16 protein-coding genes are annotated in these 18,453 nt (G+C 61.3%); 4 read left to right on the plus strand and 12 right to left on the minus strand.

The features are described 5' to 3' along the window. Window positions 1-146 precede the first annotated feature (146 nt). Window positions 147-1,202, minus strand: a complete 1,056-nt coding sequence (locus tag AC1DIG_RS11970; protein WP_477767472.1) for an HAD family hydrolase — start codon at window positions 1,200-1,202, stop codon at window positions 147-149. Window positions 1,203-1,443: 241 nt separating this feature from the next. On the opposite strand from AC1DIG_RS11970, the gene AC1DIG_RS11975 reads away from it, so the two are divergent. Next, window positions 1,444-2,835 carry an L-cystine transporter gene (locus AC1DIG_RS11975; protein ID WP_477767473.1) on the plus strand — a complete coding sequence of 464 codons (1,392 nt, stop codon included), beginning with the start codon at window positions 1,444-1,446 and terminating at the stop codon, window positions 2,833-2,835. 115 nt (window positions 2,836-2,950) lie between these two features. Here the strand turns inward: AC1DIG_RS11975 and AC1DIG_RS11980 are convergent, their stop codons facing one another. Further along, window positions 2,951-3,463: a dihydrofolate reductase gene (locus AC1DIG_RS11980; RefSeq protein ID WP_477767474.1), complete on the minus strand. Its 513-nt coding sequence runs from the start codon at window positions 3,461-3,463 to the stop codon at window positions 2,951-2,953. A gap of 85 nt (window positions 3,464-3,548) precedes the next feature. Here AC1DIG_RS11980 and AC1DIG_RS11985 point away from each other — a divergent pair, with 85 nt between their 5' ends. Both AC1DIG_RS11985 and AC1DIG_RS11990 read left to right on the plus strand, forming a co-directional pair. Beyond that, complete coding sequence (locus tag AC1DIG_RS11985) at window positions 3,549-4,928, plus strand: DUF2868 domain-containing protein (protein WP_477767475.1); 1,380 nt, start codon at window positions 3,549-3,551, stop codon at window positions 4,926-4,928. Continuing rightward, window positions 4,921-6,303: a GTPase/DUF3482 domain-containing protein gene (locus AC1DIG_RS11990; RefSeq protein WP_477767476.1), complete on the plus strand. Its 1,383-nt coding sequence runs from the start codon at window positions 4,921-4,923 to the stop codon at window positions 6,301-6,303. The genes AC1DIG_RS11985 and AC1DIG_RS11990 overlap by 8 nt, the downstream gene beginning before the upstream one ends. Window positions 6,304-6,401: 98 nt before the next feature. Here the strand turns inward: AC1DIG_RS11990 and AC1DIG_RS11995 are convergent, their stop codons facing one another. The 8 genes from AC1DIG_RS11995 to AC1DIG_RS12030 form a co-directional block, all read right to left on the minus strand. After that, window positions 6,402-6,836, minus strand: a complete 435-nt coding sequence (locus AC1DIG_RS11995) for a hypothetical protein (protein WP_477767477.1) — start codon at window positions 6,834-6,836, stop codon at window positions 6,402-6,404. Between the two features lie 85 nt (window positions 6,837-6,921). Then, on the minus strand, window positions 6,922-7,506 hold the full coding sequence (locus AC1DIG_RS12000; RefSeq protein ID WP_477767478.1) for a phosphonate degradation HD-domain oxygenase: 585 nt from the start codon (window positions 7,504-7,506) through the stop codon (window positions 6,922-6,924). Beyond that, complete coding sequence (locus tag AC1DIG_RS12005; RefSeq protein ID WP_477767479.1) at window positions 7,506-8,639, minus strand: TIGR03364 family FAD-dependent oxidoreductase; 1,134 nt, start codon at window positions 8,637-8,639, stop codon at window positions 7,506-7,508. Before AC1DIG_RS12005 ends, AC1DIG_RS12000 begins: the two co-directional genes overlap by 1 nt. Window positions 8,640-8,755: 116 nt before the next feature. After that, window positions 8,756-9,781: a putative 2-aminoethylphosphonate ABC transporter substrate-binding protein gene (locus AC1DIG_RS12010; protein WP_477767480.1), complete on the minus strand. Its 1,026-nt coding sequence runs from the start codon at window positions 9,779-9,781 to the stop codon at window positions 8,756-8,758. A 53-nt stretch (window positions 9,782-9,834) separates the two neighbouring features. Then, a complete protein-coding gene (locus AC1DIG_RS12015; protein ID WP_477767481.1) occupies window positions 9,835-11,559 on the minus strand; it encodes a putative 2-aminoethylphosphonate ABC transporter permease subunit in 1,725 nt (574 codons plus the stop codon). Continuing rightward, complete coding sequence (locus AC1DIG_RS12020) at window positions 11,559-12,635, minus strand: putative 2-aminoethylphosphonate ABC transporter ATP-binding protein (RefSeq protein ID WP_477767482.1); 1,077 nt, start codon at window positions 12,633-12,635, stop codon at window positions 11,559-11,561. The genes AC1DIG_RS12015 and AC1DIG_RS12020 overlap by 1 nt, the downstream gene beginning before the upstream one ends. 222 nt (window positions 12,636-12,857) lie before the next feature. Then, window positions 12,858-13,721, minus strand: a complete 864-nt coding sequence (locus tag AC1DIG_RS12025) for a LysR family transcriptional regulator (protein ID WP_477767483.1) — start codon at window positions 13,719-13,721, stop codon at window positions 12,858-12,860. A gap of 16 nt (window positions 13,722-13,737) precedes the next feature. Beyond that, window positions 13,738-16,020, minus strand: coding sequence for a heavy metal translocating P-type ATPase (locus AC1DIG_RS12030; protein WP_477767484.1), 2,283 nt, complete (start codon window positions 16,018-16,020; stop codon window positions 13,738-13,740). An 85-nt stretch (window positions 16,021-16,105) separates the two neighbouring features. Here AC1DIG_RS12030 and cadR point away from each other — a divergent pair, with 85 nt between their 5' ends. Continuing rightward, window positions 16,106-16,555 carry a Cd(II)/Pb(II)-responsive transcriptional regulator gene (gene cadR / locus AC1DIG_RS12035; protein WP_477767485.1) on the plus strand — a complete coding sequence of 150 codons (450 nt, stop codon included), beginning with the start codon at window positions 16,106-16,108 and terminating at the stop codon, window positions 16,553-16,555. On the opposite strand, the gene AC1DIG_RS12040 is transcribed toward cadR, so the two are convergent. Both AC1DIG_RS12040 and AC1DIG_RS12045 read right to left on the minus strand, forming a co-directional pair. Next, the gene (locus tag AC1DIG_RS12040; RefSeq protein WP_477767486.1) at window positions 16,552-17,733 is read right to left on the minus strand and encodes an MFS transporter; all 1,182 of its coding nucleotides are present in this window, start codon (window positions 17,731-17,733) and stop codon (window positions 16,552-16,554) included. The genes cadR and AC1DIG_RS12040 overlap by 4 nt on opposite strands. Window positions 17,734-17,786: 53 nt before the next feature. Beyond that, on the minus strand, window positions 17,787-18,380 hold the full coding sequence (locus AC1DIG_RS12045; protein WP_477767487.1) for an undecaprenyl-diphosphatase: 594 nt from the start codon (window positions 18,378-18,380) through the stop codon (window positions 17,787-17,789). Window positions 18,381-18,453 lie beyond the last annotated feature (73 nt).

Consider the following 18,453-nt stretch of genomic DNA (forward strand, 5'->3'; position numbering starts at 1 on the left):
GTGCGGGGCTTTTTCGTTCCCACGCGCCACGTTGATCGTTCCCACGCTCTGCGTGGGAATGCAGCCCGTGACGCTCCGCGTCACTGGACGCGGAGCGTCCCTTGAGGCATTCCCACGCGGGAGCGTGGGAACGATCATCGCAGCAATTACTGAATATCTTCCGGCTTGACGATCACCCAGTTCTTGTCCGCAGTCACGGCCAGGCCTTCTTTGGCCTGGGCGGCAGCGTGCTTGGCCATCATGCCGTTGAGTTGGGCCATGTATTTGTCCTTGCGGTTGACCCACAAGTGCACGCCGCCCTTGGCCACATCGACGCTGTGAAACAGCATGTAGCCGTCACTGGACGGGGTGTCACCGCCCACCAGCACCGGTTTTTTCCACTCGTCGATGTAGGTCAGGATCGCCGCTTGCTTGCCGGCCATCCACGTTGCTGGCGTCCACAAATACGGGGTCAACTCCAGGCCCAGGTTGGCCTTCTCGTCATACTTGCCGGCGCTGATCTGCTTGCGCGCGGTGGTCAGCTCGCCGGTCTTGCGGTCCTTGAGCAGCGTGCTCACGCCGATCACGTTTTGCGGTTTGACGTTGTAGCCGTACTTCGGATCAGCCGCGACCATGCGCACCAGCTCTTCGGAAGCCGCGGTCATCACGTAGACCTCGATGCCGTTCTCCATCAGCTTGTTGTACAGCTCGGCCTGGCCGGTGTAGACCTTCGGCGGCTGGACGTCGATGTTCTTCACCACATCGCCGTCGTAATACGTGCTCGGCACCGGTTTACCGGAAGCCATCATCTCATCGACGTAGCCTTTGAGTTCCTTGAGGGTGAACCCCGAGAACACCTGAGCGACCCATGGGTAGCAGACCATGTCATCGACTTCGCAGAGGCGATAGTAGTAACTGAACAGGCTTTCCTTGTGGTCGGCGGTGTCCTTGAACGGCATCAGTTTCAGGGAAGGATCAAGGGTCTCACGGGTGATCAGGCCCTTGTTCTCCATGAACGGCAGCAACGACTCTTCAAGGTCGTAGCGGTAACTGGTGTTGTCCATGTCGAACACCGCAAAGTTACCCTTGTTGGCGTTGGCCGCGATCATTGCATCCAGCTGCTTGGCCTGGGCCTCGGGCCAGTGCTTGAGTTCGGTGGCAAACGCCTGACCGGCAAGCCCCAGGCACAGTGCGACGGCTAACAGTTTCGGTGCGAACTTCATGAGCATTTCTCCCTGAATGAAAGCCATCGACGCTAACAAATCAGTGTGACAATCCTCGTCTATGCACGACCGCTTGCGTCCCGAATCCGTCACCGGCATTCGCGACAGCGTCACGGGCTTATTCCAAAAACGACGGTCGCCATACGTTTTTGATATTAATTCATTAGATATCAAGCTGTTAGGCTTGCCGGTTCGCAATCGCCCCGGAACGCGATTGGCACAAGTCTTTTTTGGAGCCTCAATGAATCTGCCGCTGATCCTCAATCTGCTGGTGTTCCTCGCCTTGCTGTTTGGCCTGGCACAAACCCGTCACACCGCCTGGAGCCTGGCGAAAAAAGTATTGGTCGCGCTGGTGCTGGGCGTGGTGTTCGGTGTTGCCCTGCACACTGTTTACGGTGCCGGTAGCCCGGTGCTGAAGGCATCTATCGGCTGGTTCGATCTGGTCGGCAACGGTTATGTGCAGTTGCTGCAAATGATCGTGATCCCGCTGGTGTTCGCCTCGATCCTCAGCGCCGTCGCCCGTCTGCACAATGCCTCTTCGTTGGGCAAGATCAGCTTCCTGACCATCGGCACCCTGCTGTTCACCACTGCCATTGCGGCGCTGATCGGCATTGGCCTGACCAACCTGTTCGGCCTGACCGCAGAAGGTCTGGTGGCCGGCACACAGGAAATGGCTCGCCTGCAAACCATTCAAACCGACTACGCGGGCAAGGTCGCTGACCTGAATGTCCCGCAGCTGTTGCTGTCCTTCATCCCGCAGAACCCGTTCGCCGATCTGGCCCGGGCCAAACCGACCTCGATCATCAGCGTGGTGATCTTCGCTGCATTCCTTGGGGTCGCGGCGCTGCAACTGCTCAAGGATGACGTCGAAAAAGGTCAGAAAGTGCTCAACGCCATCGACACCCTGCAAGCCTGGGTGATGCGTCTGGTGCGTCTGGTGATGAAGCTGACCCCGTACGGCGTATTGGCGCTGATGACCAAAGTGGTTGCCGGTTCCAACCTGCAAGACATCATCAAACTCGGCAGTTTCGTGGTGGTGTCGTACATCGGCCTGGGCCTGATGTTCGTGGTTCACGGCCTGCTGGTGTCGCTGGCCGGGATCAACCCGTTGCGCTTCTTCCGCAAGGTCTGGCCGGTGCTGACCTTCGCCTTCACCAGCCGCTCCAGCGCCGCGAGCATTCCGCTGAGCATCGAAGCGCAAACCCGTCGTCTGGGTATTCCACAATCGATCGCCAGCTTCGCCGCCTCGTTCGGCGCGACCATCGGCCAGAACGGTTGTGCCGGTCTTTACCCAGCGATGTTGGCGGTCATGGTTGCGCCGACGGTGGGCATCAACCCGCTGGACCCGCTGTGGATCGCGACACTGGTAGCGATTGTGACCTTGAGTTCGGCAGGGGTTGCCGGTGTCGGCGGTGGCGCAACCTTCGCCGCGCTGATCGTACTGCCGGCCATGGGTTTGCCGGTGTCACTGGTGGCGCTGCTGATCTCGGTTGAACCGCTGATCGACATGGGCCGCACGGCATTGAACGTCAGTGGTTCGATGACTGCCGGTGCGATTACCAGCCAGATCATGCAGCAGACTGACAAAGAGCTGCTGGATGCGGATGAGCATGAGGAGTTGGCGCAGGCGTAATCAATGCCTGTAGACCGCCATCGCGAGCAAGCTCGCTCCCACAGTAGATTTCAGTTGTTCACAAAATTTGTAGCAAACCTGAAACCCTGTGGGAGCGAGCTTGCTCGCGATGCTTTTAAGCTTTCTCCCAAACCTCGAAGCTGTACGCCGGCTTATCGCCTTCCGCCGGATTCGGAACATTCGACACCAGTTTCCACTGGTTCGAATCAAACTCCGGAAACCACGCATCACCCTCGGGGCTCAGCGCCACGCGGGTCAGGTACAGCCGATCGGCCTGTGCCAGGCCTTGCGCATACAACTGCGCGCCGCCAATCAGCATCAGCTCATCGACGCCCTGCTCCAGCGCCCATTCCTGTGCCCGAACCACCGCGGCTTCCAGCGACGGATAGACTTCCGCGCCTTCAAGTTGCAGGTCGACCTGACGGCTGACCACGATGTTCAGCCGGCCAGGCAGCGGGCGACCGAGCGAATCCCAGGTCTTGCGACCCATGATGATCGGCTTGCCTAGCGTGGTGGCCTTGAAGTATTTGAAATCCCCCGGCAAGTGCCAGGGCATGCTGTTGTCGACGCCGATCACGCGGTTTTCACCGAGGGCTGCGATCAGGCTGAGAGGGAGAGTTTTTTTCATGTCGGCGAGGATACCAGAGCCTCGCTTACCCCGATAAGCGCCACAGCGGTTATGCTCAGCGTTCATTTGAGCGACGGGATGCCGCGTGACTGAACTGACCACACTGCAAACACTTTGGCTGACCGAAACCATCCGCCTGCGCGAGGAACACGCAGGCCCACTGGAAGATCAGGAAGCCAACCGTCTGGCCCGCAGCGCGGGCGGCGACCTGCCGACCCGCATTGAGGCCCGCGCCCTGTGGCTGGCCAAACGTGATGGCTTGACCGACGCGCTGCGCCATTGGCTGCAAGGCGCGCGACTGGCGCTGATCGTACTGGCTGTACTGGCAATCGTCAGCGGTGCCGGCCTCGCGTTCGCCGCGTTGAACGACGGCCAGACACCGGTCAACGTGTTTTGGGCCCTCGGCAGTCTGCTTGGATTGAACCTGATTCTGCTGCTGAGCTGGGCCTCGGGCCTGATATTCGCTGGCGATTACGGCGCCACGCTCGGGCGCTTGTGGTTGTGGCTCAGCGAAAAACTCGCCCGCGACGCCAAAGCCGCACAATTGGCGCCGGCCCTGCTGCTGTTGCTGCAACGGCAGAAACTCAATCGCTGGGCGCTCGGTGTGCTGGTCAACGGCTTGTGGCTGCTGGCGATGCTCAGTGCTCTGGCGATTCTGCTGACACTGATGGCCACCCGACGCTACGGTTTCGTCTGGGAAACCACAATTCTCAGCGGCGACACGTTCGTGGTCATGACCCAGGCCCTTGGTGCCCTGCCCGCACTGCTCGGCTTCAACGTGCCGACCGTGGAGATGATCCGCGCCAGCGGTGACACCGCGCTGAATATCGAAAGCGCCCGGCAAGCCTGGGCCGCATGGCTGGTGGGCGTGTTGCTGGTGTACGGCGTGTTGCCGCGCTTGCTGCTCGCGCTGTTCTGCCTGTGGCGCTGGACAACCGGCCGTGCGGCGTTGCATCTGGACCTGAACCTGCCTGGCTACGCGCCGTTGCGTGAACAACTGATGCCGAGCAGCGAGCGCCTCGGCGTCAACGATCTCGCACCCGAGCGCCTGCATCAGGTCGAAGGTGGCGCCAGCGCGCTGGACAGCGACGGTGCGTTGCTGGTGGCCATCGAACTCGACGACCAGCGCCCATGGCCGCCGCAACTGCCGAAGAACGTCAAAAACGCAGGCATCCTCGACAGCCGCGAGTCCCGACAAAAGTTGCTGGAGCAACTGACGCGCTTCCCGCCGGAACGCCTGGCCATTGCCTGCGACCCTCGGCGCTCGCCGGATCGCGGCAGCCTGGCGCTGATCGCCGAACTCGCCCGCAGCGCCAGCGCGACACGGATCTGGCTGCTGCAAGCGCCACCCGGTCAGGCACTCGACGCCGAACGCCTCGGCGACTGGCACACCGCGCTGCAACAGTTGGAGCTGCCATTCGCCGACTGCGCGCCGATGAACTGGCTGGAGTCGGGTCATGACTGATTCAAAAAGGACGCCGCTGAAACTCGCCGTGGTCGGCCACACCAACGTCGGTAAAACCTCATTGCTGCGTACCCTGACCCGCGACGTCGGTTTCGGCGAAGTCTCCCATCGCCCGAGCACAACGCGGCATGTCGAGGGCGCTCGGCTGTCTGTCGATGGTGAAGCTCTGCTTGAGCTCTACGACACTCCGGGACTGGAAGACGCCATTGCCCTGCTCGATTACCTGGAGCGGCTGGAACGCCCCGGCGAACGCCTCGACGGCCCGGCACGGCTGGCGCGTTTCCTCGACGGCAGCGAGGCCCGTCAGCGTTTCGAGCAGGAAGCCAAGGTGCTGCGCCAACTGCTGGCGTCCGACGCCGGCCTCTATGTGATCGACGCCCGCGAGCCGGTGCTGGCCAAGTACCGCGATGAACTGGAAGTGCTGGCCGGTTGCGGCAAACCGCTGCTGCCGGTGCTGAATTTCGTCAGCAGCGCCAACCACCGCGAGCCGGATTGGCGCGAAGCCCTGGCTCGTTTGGGGCTGCACGCGCTGGTGCGTTTCGACAGCGTGGCGCCGCCCGAAGATGGCGAGCGCCGGCTCTATGAAAGTCTCGCGCTGTTGATGGAAAGCGCACGCGCTCAGCTTGAGCGATTGATCGTCGACCAACAGGCCCAACGCGCGGCGCGCCAGCAAAGCGCGGCACGCTTGATTGCCGAATTGCTGATCGATTGCGCCGCCTGTCGACGCAGCGTGGTCAGTGACGCCGCACAGGAACAGCAGGCCATCGGTGAACTGCGCAAAGCCGTTCGCCAGCGTGAACAACGCTGCGTCGAAGCGCTACTCAAGTTGTACGCCTTCCGCCCACAGGACGCCGCCGCCAGCGACTTACCGCTGCTGGACGGCCGCTGGGGCGATGATTTATTCAACCCCGAAACCCTCAAACAACTGGGCGTACGCGTCGGCGGCGGGATCGCCGCTGGCGCCGCAGCAGGCGCCGGTGTGGATTTGCTGGTGGGCGGCCTGACCCTAGGTGTCGCGGCGCTGGCCGGGGCGCTGGCCGGCGGCGCCCTGCAAACGGCGCGCGGTTACGGCAGCCGCTTGCTGGGCAAAATCAAAGGCCAGCGTGAGCTGACCGTTGACGACAGCGTGCTACGTTTGTTGGCGTTGCGTCAGCGGCAACTGGTGCAGGCCATGAACCTGCGCGGACACGCGGCGATGGACAGCATCCAGGTCGCTACACCACAGGACAAGAGCTGGCGCGAAGGCAAACTACCGGAGGCGCTGACCAAGGCACGCGCGCATCCGCAATGGTCCTCGCTCAATCCTCATGCACGGTTGAGCCAGGCAGAACGCCAGGAGCAGGTTGAGGTGTTGGCGGGGAAAGTGCTGGAATGATCATTCCCACGCGCCGCAAAGGAGTGCAGCCGTGACGCTTCGCGTCACTGGACGCAGAGCGTCCCTTGAGGCATTCCCACGCGGGAGCGTGGGAACGATCATTCCAGCCAAAATTTCAAAAACTCCTTGGCCAACAACCTGACAAGCCCCCGATCCTTTCTGTCTGCCCGCCCGTCATTGTTCACGTCCGAACTCAAGATCAACTCCAGAGTCCCGTCGTTATCAAGGTCACGTGCAACGGCCTTGTAGGCCGTTATCGCCCCTTCGCGAAAATACAACCACACCGCTTCAGGCGTGCCGTCTCCAGTGAAGTTGTCAGCGAGGATATCCAGGTAGCGCTCATCCTCACCCGTCTTGTGCCAGCCGAGCTTCAAATAAGCCTGGGCGAACTTGCGAAGAGGCAAAAGATCAGTCCCTGTGTCACGGACTGTCTCCTCTCGATACACCACTGCATCCGCATAAAATTGAAAATGAACGGTGTCCACCGTCCCCCTTCCGGTACCGTCCCAAGCGATCACTTTTACATAACGCATCCATGCGCTTCCTTCTCAAAAGACCAACCTAAATCCTTGCATCAAGGCGGTCCATGCCTCGTTTCGCTATTGGTCGTGAGATAGCTCAGCGCACGTCGAGCGCCACAGCACCGGAGCTGCGCAATAGCCTGTAGGCTTTCGCCTTCAAGACCTCCAGATCAATCACCGGCACCCACATCTCTTTCGCCTGCTCATCCCACTGGCGCATCCGCAGGCTGATCGCACACAGCGGATCGCGCTCAAACGCCTGCGCCTCTTCAGCCGTCATTACCCCACCCTGATATTCCAGCGTGCGCCGACTGGCCTCGCTCAAACGTTTGTAGTACCCCGGCTCTTTGAACGTCAGGTAACGCTTGGCCTGAACGTGATACTCCACCAACCGCGCCAGGCGTTCGCCAAAGCCCAGCCGGCGCAAGTAGTCGGCGCCGAGGCGTTCATGGCTGGCCACACCAAAGCCACCCATATTTTCGGCGTTCTCGGCGCACAGATGCCCGATGTCATGGAAAAACGCGGCCAGCACCACTTCATCGTCGAAACCTTCGGCCATGGCCAGTTCGGCGGCCTGGGACATGTGCTCGATCTGCGACACCGGCTCGCCGATGTAGTCGCTGTCACCGAAGCGCTCGTACCAGCCGAATACTTCAGCAATCACCTGTTCGTTGCGGCCCATCAGTGTTCTCCCAGCAAGGTCCTGATGTTGCGCTCCGCCATCGCCGGCCCGACGCTCATGCCGACCCCCGTGTGCATCAACGCGGCATGCACACCGGGTGCGGCCTGCAGGAACGAAAACGGCTGAGCTCCACGAGCGCCATAGACGCCCTGCCACCGCTCGATCACCTGCACCTTGCAGCCCAGGGTTTGTTCGGCCAGTTCGAGCAGCCAGTTATCGACCTGTTCAGAATTGAACGGTGAAGGGTCGCAGCCGTAATGGTGAGAATCACCGATGATCAGTTCGCCATGCGGCGTCGGGCTGATCAGCAGGTGAATACCGTGCTCATGCAAATGCGGCGCCTCACGCAGAATTTGCGCCTGCACTGGCGCAGCTTCCGGCAAATCGGCAAAGGCGCCGTAATGCACGCAGCTCAAACCGGTGAGCAACGCATGTTGCAGATTGAGGTTGATGTGCGGTCGCGCGCGGAGCATTTGCAGACGGCAGATCTGCGGTTTGAGCGCAGCGATCGGCTCGGCCAGCAGGGTCTGATAATCGTGGCCGGAGCAGACGATGATCTGCTCCGCCGTGAAGTTGCCGGCAGTGCTGTGCACACGGCCGGGTTCGATGTCGCGTACCAGGGTGGAGAAGTGAAACTCCACGCCGAGGTCGCGACGCAGGTAGTCGATCAACGCTGGAATCGCTTCACGCGAATACAGTTGCTGGTCATCCAGGCCGTGCAACGCCGCGCGGTGATGACGGAACTGACCGCCGTACACATCGCCCAACCCGGCGCCACGCAACAGCTCGACGCGGTAACCGTGTTCGATCGCGCGGCCGGCGCAGAAGGCTTCCAGCAGTTGCTCTTCAGCTTCGGTGCGGGCAAACAGATACGAGCCGTTGCGCTTGAGCTGCAAGCCTGCCCGTTGCGCCCATTGGCCCCAGATTTCGCGGCTGGCCTTGGCCAGTTCGAGCATCTGCCCCGGCGGCTGGCCGGTCACCAGTGCTTGGCCAAAGTTGCGCACCGACGCGCCCAAAGGCGTGGCGCTGCGCTCGAAGACCTTGACCTTGAGCCCGCGCCTGGCCGCCGCATAGGCGTGGGACAGGCCGAGAATGCCGGCGCCGACGATCAGCATGTCGCTGTGGTGTGTCATTAAGTTTTGTCCTGAATTCGAGGCCGCTATCGCGAGCAAGCTCGCTCCCACAGGTTTTGCGCGGTCAATGTGGGAGCGAGCTTGCTCGCGATGGGGCCCTTCAGCCTACAAAGAAATTAATTGGCAACCACTTTCTCGGACTTGCCGTCATAGCGCTTGCGCCATTCACTGAGGATCTCGTCGCGGTTTTTCGAGGCCCAGGCGAAGTCGTTCTTGATCAGCCGTTGTTCGTAGTCGGCCGGCAGTTCGGTCTGCGGCTTGGCGATGCCAGGCTGGGCGAGTACCGCGAAGTTTTCCTTGTACAAATCCATCGCCGCCGGGCTTGCGGAGAAGTCGGCGAGTTTCTTCGCCGCGTCTTCGTGCGGTGTGCCCTTGATCACGGCGGTGGCTTCGATTTCCCAGCCCAGGCCTTCCTTCGGCAGGATGATGTCCAGCGGCGCGCCCTGACGCTTCAATTGCACGGCCGGGTATTCAAACGAGATACCAATCGGGAATTCGCCGGCAGCCGCCAGCTTGCACGGCTTGGAGCCGGAATGAACGTACTGGCCGATGTTCTGGTGCAGCGCGTCCATGTACTGCCAGCCCTGCTGCTCGCCGAAGGTTTGCAGCCAGGCGCTGACGTCGAGGAAACCGGTGCCGGATGACGCCGGGTTCGGCATGACGATCTTGCCTTTGTATTCAGGCTTGGTCAGGTCCTGCCAGCTCACCGGTTTGCTCAGGCCTTGTTTCTCGGCTTCGACGGTGTTGAAGCAAATGGTCGCCGCCCACACGTCCATGCCGACCCAGGCTGGCGGGTTGGCAACGTCGCGGTAGTTGCCGCCGATCTTGCCCAGGTCTTTCGGTGCGTAGCTTTGCAGCATGCCTTGCTGGTCGAGAATCGCCAGGCTGGACGCAGCCAGGCCCCAGACCGCGTCAGCCTGCGGACGGGCTTTTTCGGCCAGCAGTTTGGCGGTGATGATCCCGGTGGAATCGCGCACCCACTTGATCTCGACGTCAGGATTAGCTTTTTCGAACGCGTCTTTGTAGGACTTCAGTTGTTCAGCTTCGAGGGCGGTGTAGACCGTCAACTCGGTTTTCGCCGCAAAGGCGTTCAGGCTGAAAGCGGTGAGGACAGCAGCGGCCAGGGCCATAGGCTTGAACATGTCTTTTTCCTTTTGTTTAGCGGCAGTTGAGTTCAGGTTTGCGGGATTGGAAATCAGTGATCGGACGAGGTTTGCCGCCAGGCCTGGGAGCGGCGCAGCAAGCCGCGCGAGGCCCAGGCCAGGAGCAGGGAAACGCCCGCCGAGGTGAACAGAATCAGGGTCGACATGGCCGCCGCGCCGCCGACGTTGCCGGCGTCGTCCATGTTCAGCACCGCCACCGCCGCAAGGATGGTGTCGGGGCTGTAGAGGAAAATCGCTGCCGACACCGTGGTCATCGCCGAGACGAACAGGTAGCGCACGATGTCCAGCAGCGCCGGCAGGCAGATCGGCACGGTGACGCGCAGGTAGTGGCGGTAGAGCGGCGCCTTGAGCGACAGCGCGGCGGCTTCGAACTCGGCGTCGAGCTGGCGCAATGCGGTGGTGGCGGTCATTTGCGCGGTGGTCAGATAGTGCGCAATGGTGCACACCACCAGCAGGGTCATGGTCCCGTAGAACACGTGCAGCGGGTTGCCGCTCAGGTTGAAGAAGAACACGTAGCCCAAACCCAACACCAAACCCGGCACCGCCATCGGCACGAAACTGAGCATCCGCAGCGCCAGGTTCAAGCCGCGCTGACCACGGGTTTTCTCCATCAGATAGGCACCGGTGAAGATCAAACCGCTGCCGATCAACGCTGTGCACAAGGCCATTTTCACGCTGTTACCGTAAGCCAGCCAGCCGCCACCGGCGGTATCGCCGAACTGGTAGTGATTGAGCGACAGCGACAGGTTGTACGGCCAGAACTTCACCAGCGACGAGTACACCGCCATGCCGAACACCAGCAGCAGCGCGGCGCAGATCAGCAACACGATGGCCAGGTAGCAACCGTCCCGCAGTCGCGACGGTGCCGGTTGGAAGACTTGCGCCCGACCGCTCATGGCGTCGCCATGCCGACGGCGCAACCAGGCGTCGACGCCAAAGCTGAACAGCGCCGGCAGCAGCAACACCATGCCGATCAGCGCACCGCGACCGAATTGCTGCTGGCCAACCACGGCTTTGTAGGCTTCCAGCGCCAGCACTTGATAATCGCCACCGACCACCACCGGCACACCGAAGTCGGTGATGGTCAGGGTGAACACCAGACAGAACGCGGCGAACACTGCTTGCCGGGTCGCCGGCCAGGTGATGCTGCGAAAGGCCTTGGCCGGACTGGCGCCCATGCTCGACGCCGCGTCGAACAAACGCGCATCCGCCAAGGACAATGCCGAGAGCAGGATCATCAGGGCGTGGGGAAAGGTGTAAATCACTTCGCCGAGGACAATGCCCCAGAAGCCGTAGATGTTGTCCGACAGCATCCCACGCAACATGCCCTGGTTGCCGAACAGGTACACGAGCGCAATGCCGGGCAGCATCGACGGCGCCATCAACGGCAGCAGCGACATGCCGCGCCAGATCGCCTTGCCGGGAATCAATGTGCGTTGCAGCGCGTAGGCAAACAGATAGGCCAACGGTACGACGATGGCCGCGACGCTGAGAGAGACTTTCAGGCTGTTGCCCAGCAACCAGTGGAAGTTGTCGCTGGTCAGCAGTTCGCGGGCGGCAACTAATCCGCCGCCCTGCCCGGTGTCGCTGCTGAAGCCGCGCCAGAAGATCGCCAGCAACGGCATCAACACCGCGACGCTGAGCAAGCACAGCAGCAAGACCTTGCCGCCGACCACAAACACCCGGTCGCCGATTTCGGCGCGGGAAGTCTGCCGAACCTGCTTGTGCGGTATCGGCAGCGCGATCTGCTCGCTCATCAGGCAAACACCTGCAAGCTGCGCGGCGGCAAGGCGACCATGATGTCCTGTGCGCCGAGGCGTGGCATGGCTTCAGGCGCCAGTTCGGCGAGTAGCGCATGGCCCGGCAGTTGATTGAGTTCGAAGCTCATCCGGCAGCGATTGCCGAGAAAAGTGATCTCGCGAACCTTGGCCGGGAACAGGTTTTCTTCATGCACCGGCGGGTTGACGCTGATCGCTTCCGGGCGGCAGAACAGTCGGCCCGACGCGGCTTTGCCGGAGTTGTCGGCCAGACGCACATTCATCCCGCCGACCTGCGCGTGGCTATCACTGCTGCGCTGGAATGGCAGCCAGTTGCCCTGCCCGACGAACTCGGCAACAAACGGCGTGGCCGGTCGGTTGTAGATTTCCTGCGGCGTGGCGTACTGCTCGACCTTGCCGTTGTTCATCACGGCGATGCGGTCGGCCATCAGCATGGCCTCGTCCTGGTTGTGGGTGACCATCAAGGTGGTGATGCCGAGGTTGCGCTGCAATTGACGCAACTCGGTGCACAGGTGCTCGCGAACTCGCGCGTCGAGGGCCGACATCGGTTCGTCCAGCAGCAACAGTGACGGCGCCGGTGCCAAGGCCCGAGCCAGTGCCACGCGCTGTTGCTGGCCGCCGGACAATTGGCCGGGGTACTTCTTCTCACTGCCGATCAGGCCCACCAGTTCAAGCATTTGCGCGACGCGCTTGCGCACTTCCTCGCGGCCACTGCCGGCCAGGCCGTAGGCAATGTTGGCTTCGACGGTAAGGTTGGGGAACAGCGCGTAGGACTGGAACAGAATGCCGTAGTCCCGAGCCTGTGGTGCCAGCAGGGAAACGTTTCGATCCCCCAAGTACAACTCGCCGCGATCCTGGCGTTCGAGGCCGGCGATGCAACGCAGCAAGGTGGTTTTACCGCAACCGGAAGGCCCGAGCAGGCACACCAGTTCGCCTGCGGCGACATCCAGCGAAACGTTATCCAGCGCGGTGAACGCACCAAAACGTTTCTCGATACCGCGCACCTTCATCGGCGCACCGGGGAAGACCTGGGCAGTTGCGTTCGGGTGGTTCATGGACGGACCTCATCAAGCAGATGAAGGCCATCCTAGGTGGGTAATGCGTCCGTCCTGTGGCAGCGAGGCAAAAACGGCCGATAGTGGTATTCGGGGATTTTGGTTCAAGTCATGTGTTGCATGGGCTGACGCCATCGCGAGCAAGCTCGCTCCCACATGGGAACGCGGTCACCTGTGGGAGCGAGCTTGCTCGCGATGAGGCCCGCACATTCAACGCAAGTCTTAGACCGGGGCCATTTCCTGTGCCAGGCCAAGGAACGCCGCCGGCAGGCGTGCGCCTTTGCGCTCTTTGAGGCAGTACAGATATTCGGGGATCTGCGGCGCGTTTTCGATCGTCAACACCCGCAGTTGCGGGTCATGGGGCACTTCCTGGCGGGCGATGATGCTGATGCCGATGTTGCGCAGCACTGCTTCACGGATCGACTCACGGCTGCCGATCTCCAGCAACGGGCCGAAACTCACTCCGGCGGTTGCCAGCAACTCTTCCGTCAGACGACGGGTGGTCGAGCCGGTTTCACGCATCAGCAAGGTGTGTCCGACCAAAGCACTCAGCGGCACATGATCATGCACCGCCAGCGGATGGTTGCGGTGCACCGCCAGCACCAGCGGATCGCTGCCCAGCACGCGGCGGATCAACCGCGAATCTTCGAGCAATTGCGATGACGCGGCGATGTCGACCCGGTATTCCTCAAGGGATTCGAGCACCTGCTGGGAGTTACCGATTTCCACCGAGACTTCCACTTGCGGCAGGCGCTCGCGGAAGGTCTTCACCAGATCGAGAATGTAATACGGCGCAGTGGCGGCGATGCGCAGCACGCCTTGAACCTGGCCACTGTTGCGCAGGAAAAACTCGATATCGGCTTCCTGCTGCAACAGCGTTTTGACCATCGGCAACAACCGTGCGCCATCCTCGCTGACCGTCAGCCGACGACCACCGCGATAGAACAATTCAACCGAGTACTGACTTTCCAGATGACGAATCTGGGTCGTCACCGTGGGTTGGCTCAGGCCGAGCTTTTTCGCCGCGAGGGTAATGCTGCCCAATCGCGCGACCATGTAAAAAGCCTTCAGCTCGGCACTCAGCACTTAACCCTCGTCTTGATTATTTGCGCAACAGGCGCAGACCGTTGAACACCACCAGCAGGGCCACGCCCATGTCGGCAAACACCGCCATCCACATGGTGGCGAGACCCACGAAGGTTACCCCAAGAAAGATCGCCTTGATGATCAATGCCAGGGCGATATTTTGCGTGAGGATATTCGAAGTCTGCCGCGACAGCCGGATAAACACCGGAATCTTGCGCAGATCATCGTCCATCAGGGCGACATCGGCAGTCTCAATCGCGGTATCGGTGCCAGCGGCGGCCATGGCAAAACCGATCTGCGCCCGGGCCAGCGCCGGCGCATCGTTGATGCCATCGCCGACCATCCCGACCCGATGCCCTTTAGCGTACAAGCCTTCGATGGCCTTGAGCTTGTCGGTCGGCAGCAGGTCGCCTTGCGCCTGATCGATACCCACCTGGGCGGCAATCGCCCGGGCGGTGTGCGGGTTGTCGCCGGTCAGCATCAAGGTCTTGATGCCCAGTTCATGCAATTGCCGGATCGCTTCGCGGCTGGATGCCTTGACCGTATCGGCCACTGCAAACAGCGCCAGCGGGCCAGAGGTGTCGAGCAGCAGTACCACGGTTTTGCCCTGCTCTTCGAGGGCAAACAGTTTCTCTTCCAGGGCTGGCGAGCACAGGCCCAGCTCTTCCACCAAGCGGTGGTTACCCAAGTGGTAAACCTGACCATTGATCTCACCGCGCACGCCACGGCCGGTCAGCGCTTCGAAGTTATCCACAGCGAGCAGTGTCAGCTGTTTATCCACAGCCGCATTGGCGATGGCCAGCGATACCGGGTGATCGGAACGTCCGGCGAGGCTGGCGGCCAGAATCTGCGCGGCGTTTTCGACGGTGGGGTCCAGGGACAGATAATCGGTCTGCACCGGTTTGCCATGGGTGATCGTGCCGGTCTTGTCCAGCGCCAGGTAATCCAGTTCGTGACCACCCTCCAGGTAGACGCCGCCCTTGATCAGGATGCCTTTGCGCGCCGCCGCCGCCAGACCGCTGACGATGGTCACCGGGGTGGAAATCACCAGCGCGCAGGGGCACGCGACCACCAGCAACACCAGTGCGCGGTAGATCCAGTCGAACCAGGCCGCGCCCATGAACAGCGGCGGGATGAGCGCCACGGCCAAGGCGAAAACGAACACCACCGGCGTGTAGATTTTCGAAAAGCGGTCGACGAACCGCTGGGTCGGCGCCCGTGCACCCTGGGCGGCTTCGACGGCATGAATGATCCGCGCCAAGGTCGAATTGTTGGCCGCAGCGGTCACTTTGAATTCCAGCGAACCGGCCTGGTTGATGGTCCCGGCGAAGACTTTGTCGCCGACGGTTTTCTCGACGGGCAGGCTTTCACCAGTGATTGGCGCCTGATCGATGGTCGAACTGCCGGACAGCACTTCGCCGTCCAGACCAATGCGCTCACCGGGACGAACCCGCACCCGCGCACCGAGCTCGATACTTTTAGCTTCACGTTCGATCCAGCTCCCGTCTTCCTGCTGCACCGTGACCTTTTCCGGGGTCATCTGCATCAGCCCACTGATTGCATTGCGCGCGCGGTCCAGGGATTTGGCTTCGATCAACTCGGCCACGGTGAACAGGAACATCACCATCGCCGCTTCCGGCCACTGGCCGATCAACACCGCACCGGTTACGGCGATGCTCATCAGCGCGTTGATGTTCAGGTTGAGGTTCTTCAGGGCAATCCAGCCCTTCTTGTAGGTGCCCAAACCGCCGCTGAGGATCGAGATCAGCGCAATGATCGCCACCACCCAGGTCGGCGCAGCGCTGGTGAAGTGAATCACCTCGGCCGCCAAGGCACCGACACCCGATACCGCCAACGGCCACCAGGGCTTTTTCACCGGCGCCGGACGGCTGTCATCCGTGCTGGCGCCCTCCTCGATCGGCTCGGCCAGCATGCCGATGGACTTGATAGCGTCGATGATCGGCGCAGTCGTCGGCAGGTCATGGGTGACGCCGAGTATGCGGTTGATCAGGTTGAATTCCAGTTGCTGCACACCCGCAAGCTTGCCGAGCTTGTTCTGGATCAGCGTCTGCTCGGTCGGGCAGTCCATGGCGTCGATGCGAAAACGGCTCAGGCGCGCGCCATCGGTCGGTGTTTCACTGAGTTTGATCAATGAAAGCGCCGCCGCACTGGAACAGCAAGAACCGCCGCCACTTTCGTGATCGTGTTTCTGAACCGGCTGAAGCTTTTGCCCGTGGCTGTGATCGTGATCGTGATCGTGATCAGCGTGGGGTTTGTGGGTGTGCTGGGAATCGCTCATAAGGTCGCGTCCGAAAAGGTGCCTGTTGCCAAGTGAACACCCTGTAGCCACTATAGGGTCAAGCAGCCAATCGGAGATGATTGAAATGAAGATCGGTGAACTGGCGAAACTGACCGACTGCCAGGTCGAAACCATCCGCTACTACGAGCGCGAAGGCCTGTTGCCGGAACCGGCCCGCAGTGAAGGCAATTACCGTTTGTACACCCAGGCCCACACCGAGCGCCTGACCTTCATCCGCAACTGCCGCACCCTCGATATGACCCTCGAAGAAATCCGCAGCCTGCTCAGCCTGCGCGACAGCCCGCAGGATCAATGCGAAAGCGTCAACGCGCTGATCGACGAGCACATCCACCACGTCAAGGCACGGATCGACGGCTTGCTGGCCTTGCAGACACAGCTACTGGAACTGCGCCATAGCTGCAGCGAACAGCCGGATATTGAACAGTGCGGGATATTGCAGCAACTGGAAGTCAGCGGTGGCGTGGCGGCGAGCGAAGCCGAGCATTCTCATGTCGGCCGAAGCCACGGGCATTAAGCCGCCCGGCGTATCAGCAACAAAAGCATGGCTAATGCAGCCAGCACTGCACCGGTGATGAACGTGCTTTGCGCGCCAACGGTTTGCCACAGCCAGCCGGCGAGAACACTGGCAATTAGCAGGCAAACGCCGCTGATCAGATTGAAAATGCCGAACGCCGTGCCCTTCAGTTCTTTCGGGGCAGTGTCGGCAACCAGTGTCGCGAGGATGCCTTGGCTGAATCCCATGTGCAGCCCCCACAGGGCCACGCCCAGCATCATCGTCAGGATCGAATGGCTTTGCGCGAGCACCAGGTCCGCCAGCACCAGCAGCCCCATGCCGAGACAGAGCAATTTCGTGCGGCTGATGCGATCGGACAACCAACCGGCCGGGTAGGCGGACAATGCATAGAACCCCGACATGACCACCATCACCAACGGCACCCAGGCCGCTGACAACCCGGTCTGTTGCGCCCGCAATACCAGAAACGCCTCGCTGAAACGCGCCAGCGTAAACACGCCTCCGATGACGACCACCCACCAATACCCGGACGAGAAGTCATGAAGGACTCGCCAATGAATGGGTGATCGAAAGGTGTGCTTGGCAGCCGCGTGCTCAGGCTCTTTTACCCCGGTGACAATCAGCGCCACCGCAATGACCGCCGGGATGACGGCGAACCACAACACCTGCTGGATATCCGCGAGCCAAAGCATCAGCACGATGGCCAGTGCGGGACCGACAAGGGCGCCGACGGTGTCCATCGATTGGCGCAAACCGAAACACGCACCGCGAATTTCCAGCGGAGCCACATCCGCCACCAGGGCATCGCGCGGCGCACCGCGAATGCCTTTGCCGATACGATCGAGAAAACGCGCGGTGAACACCACTTCCACCGAGTGAGCCAGCGGGAATAACGGTTTGGTCAATGCGGCCAAACCGTATCCGAGTAACAGCAGGCCTTTGCGCCGGCCGATAAAGTCGCTGATCGCCCCCGAGAAGACCTTGACCAGCATCGCCGTCGCCTCGGCGATGCCCTCGATGATGCCGACGGTCAGCGCGCTCGCGCCCAGGGTCGTGACCAGAAACACCGGCAGCAGGCTGTGCACCAGTTCGGACGAAACATCCATGAACAGGCTGACAAAGCCCAAGGCCCAAATGGTTCGCGGAATACGCAAAGACTCCGATCTGACCTGATTCACGTGTTCATCCTGTCGTGCTCCAAGGCCCTGTCGAAGGCGATGACCGGACCCTATCAGTGCATAGTGCGCCGGGCGAGTGCCGGAAATATTCGCTGGTACAGACGTTCAACAACGTCGAGCAGACGCTCGCCCAGTTGTCTCCAGTCCAGCACTTGCTTGACCAGCCAGGCGCTGATCAGCGAAACCAGTAACGACCCGGCGATATCGAATGGAAAGTGCACGCCCAGGTAGACACGCGCCCAGCCAACCAACGCCCCCAGCAACAACACCAGCAGGCCCAGCTTGCGCAGCGAGGCCAGTATCAACCCAAAGGCTAGCGCAAACATCACCGTGGCGTGGTCGCTGGGAAAAGATGATTCAGCGACATGCGCCAGGAAATTTTGCCCCAACCCCAGCATGAAGGGACGTGGGTGAAACCAAAGGCTGCTGATCAGCAGATTGCAGCCCAGCGCGAAGACGATACTGAGCGTCGCAGTGAGCGCTACCGCCCGCTGCCGGCGTGTGCCTCGCAACCACAATCCGGCCAGCAAAAGCGGTACACAGAAGATCAGCCACTGTGCCAGAAACATCGCCAAAGACCGCATGGGCGCCGAGGCATCTGCACTGGCGTTGATTGCCAGGAACAGGCTGCGATTGAGTTCTTCCACAAATAGACGCCATTCAGATCATCAGAAAACCCCGCACCGCGATCACACGCTGAGCGGTCCCTATCTTGCTAAT

The sequence above is a fragment of the Pseudomonas sp. 05N431 genome, from assembly GCF_056397005.1.

Coding starts and splice junctions, on each gene's coding strand:
- AC1DIG_RS11995 (WP_477767477.1), bottom strand. CDS start 6,836: ATGCGTTATGTAAAAGTGATCGCTTGGGACGGTACCGGAAGGGGGACG.
- AC1DIG_RS11980 (WP_477767474.1), bottom strand. CDS start 3,463: ATGAAAAAAACTCTCCCTCTCAGCCTGATCGCAGCCCTCGGTGAAAAC.
- cadR (WP_477767485.1), top strand. CDS start 16,106: ATGAAGATCGGTGAACTGGCGAAACTGACCGACTGCCAGGTCGAAACC.
- AC1DIG_RS11990 (WP_477767476.1), top strand. CDS start 4,921: ATGACTGATTCAAAAAGGACGCCGCTGAAACTCGCCGTGGTCGGCCAC.
- AC1DIG_RS11975 (WP_477767473.1), top strand. CDS start 1,444: ATGAATCTGCCGCTGATCCTCAATCTGCTGGTGTTCCTCGCCTTGCTG.
- AC1DIG_RS12015 (WP_477767481.1), bottom strand. CDS start 11,559: ATGAGCGAGCAGATCGCGCTGCCGATACCGCACAAGCAGGTTCGGCAG.
- AC1DIG_RS12000 (WP_477767478.1), bottom strand. CDS start 7,506: ATGGGCCGCAACGAACAGGTGATTGCTGAAGTATTCGGCTGGTACGAG.
- AC1DIG_RS12010 (WP_477767480.1), bottom strand. CDS start 9,781: ATGTTCAAGCCTATGGCCCTGGCCGCTGCTGTCCTCACCGCTTTCAGC.
- AC1DIG_RS11970 (WP_477767472.1), bottom strand. CDS start 1,202: ATGAAGTTCGCACCGAAACTGTTAGCCGTCGCACTGTGCCTGGGGCTT.
- AC1DIG_RS12005 (WP_477767479.1), bottom strand. CDS start 8,639: ATGACACACCACAGCGACATGCTGATCGTCGGCGCCGGCATTCTCGGC.
- AC1DIG_RS12030 (WP_477767484.1), bottom strand. CDS start 16,020: ATGAGCGATTCCCAGCACACCCACAAACCCCACGCTGATCACGATCAC.
- AC1DIG_RS12020 (WP_477767482.1), bottom strand. CDS start 12,635: ATGAACCACCCGAACGCAACTGCCCAGGTCTTCCCCGGTGCGCCGATG.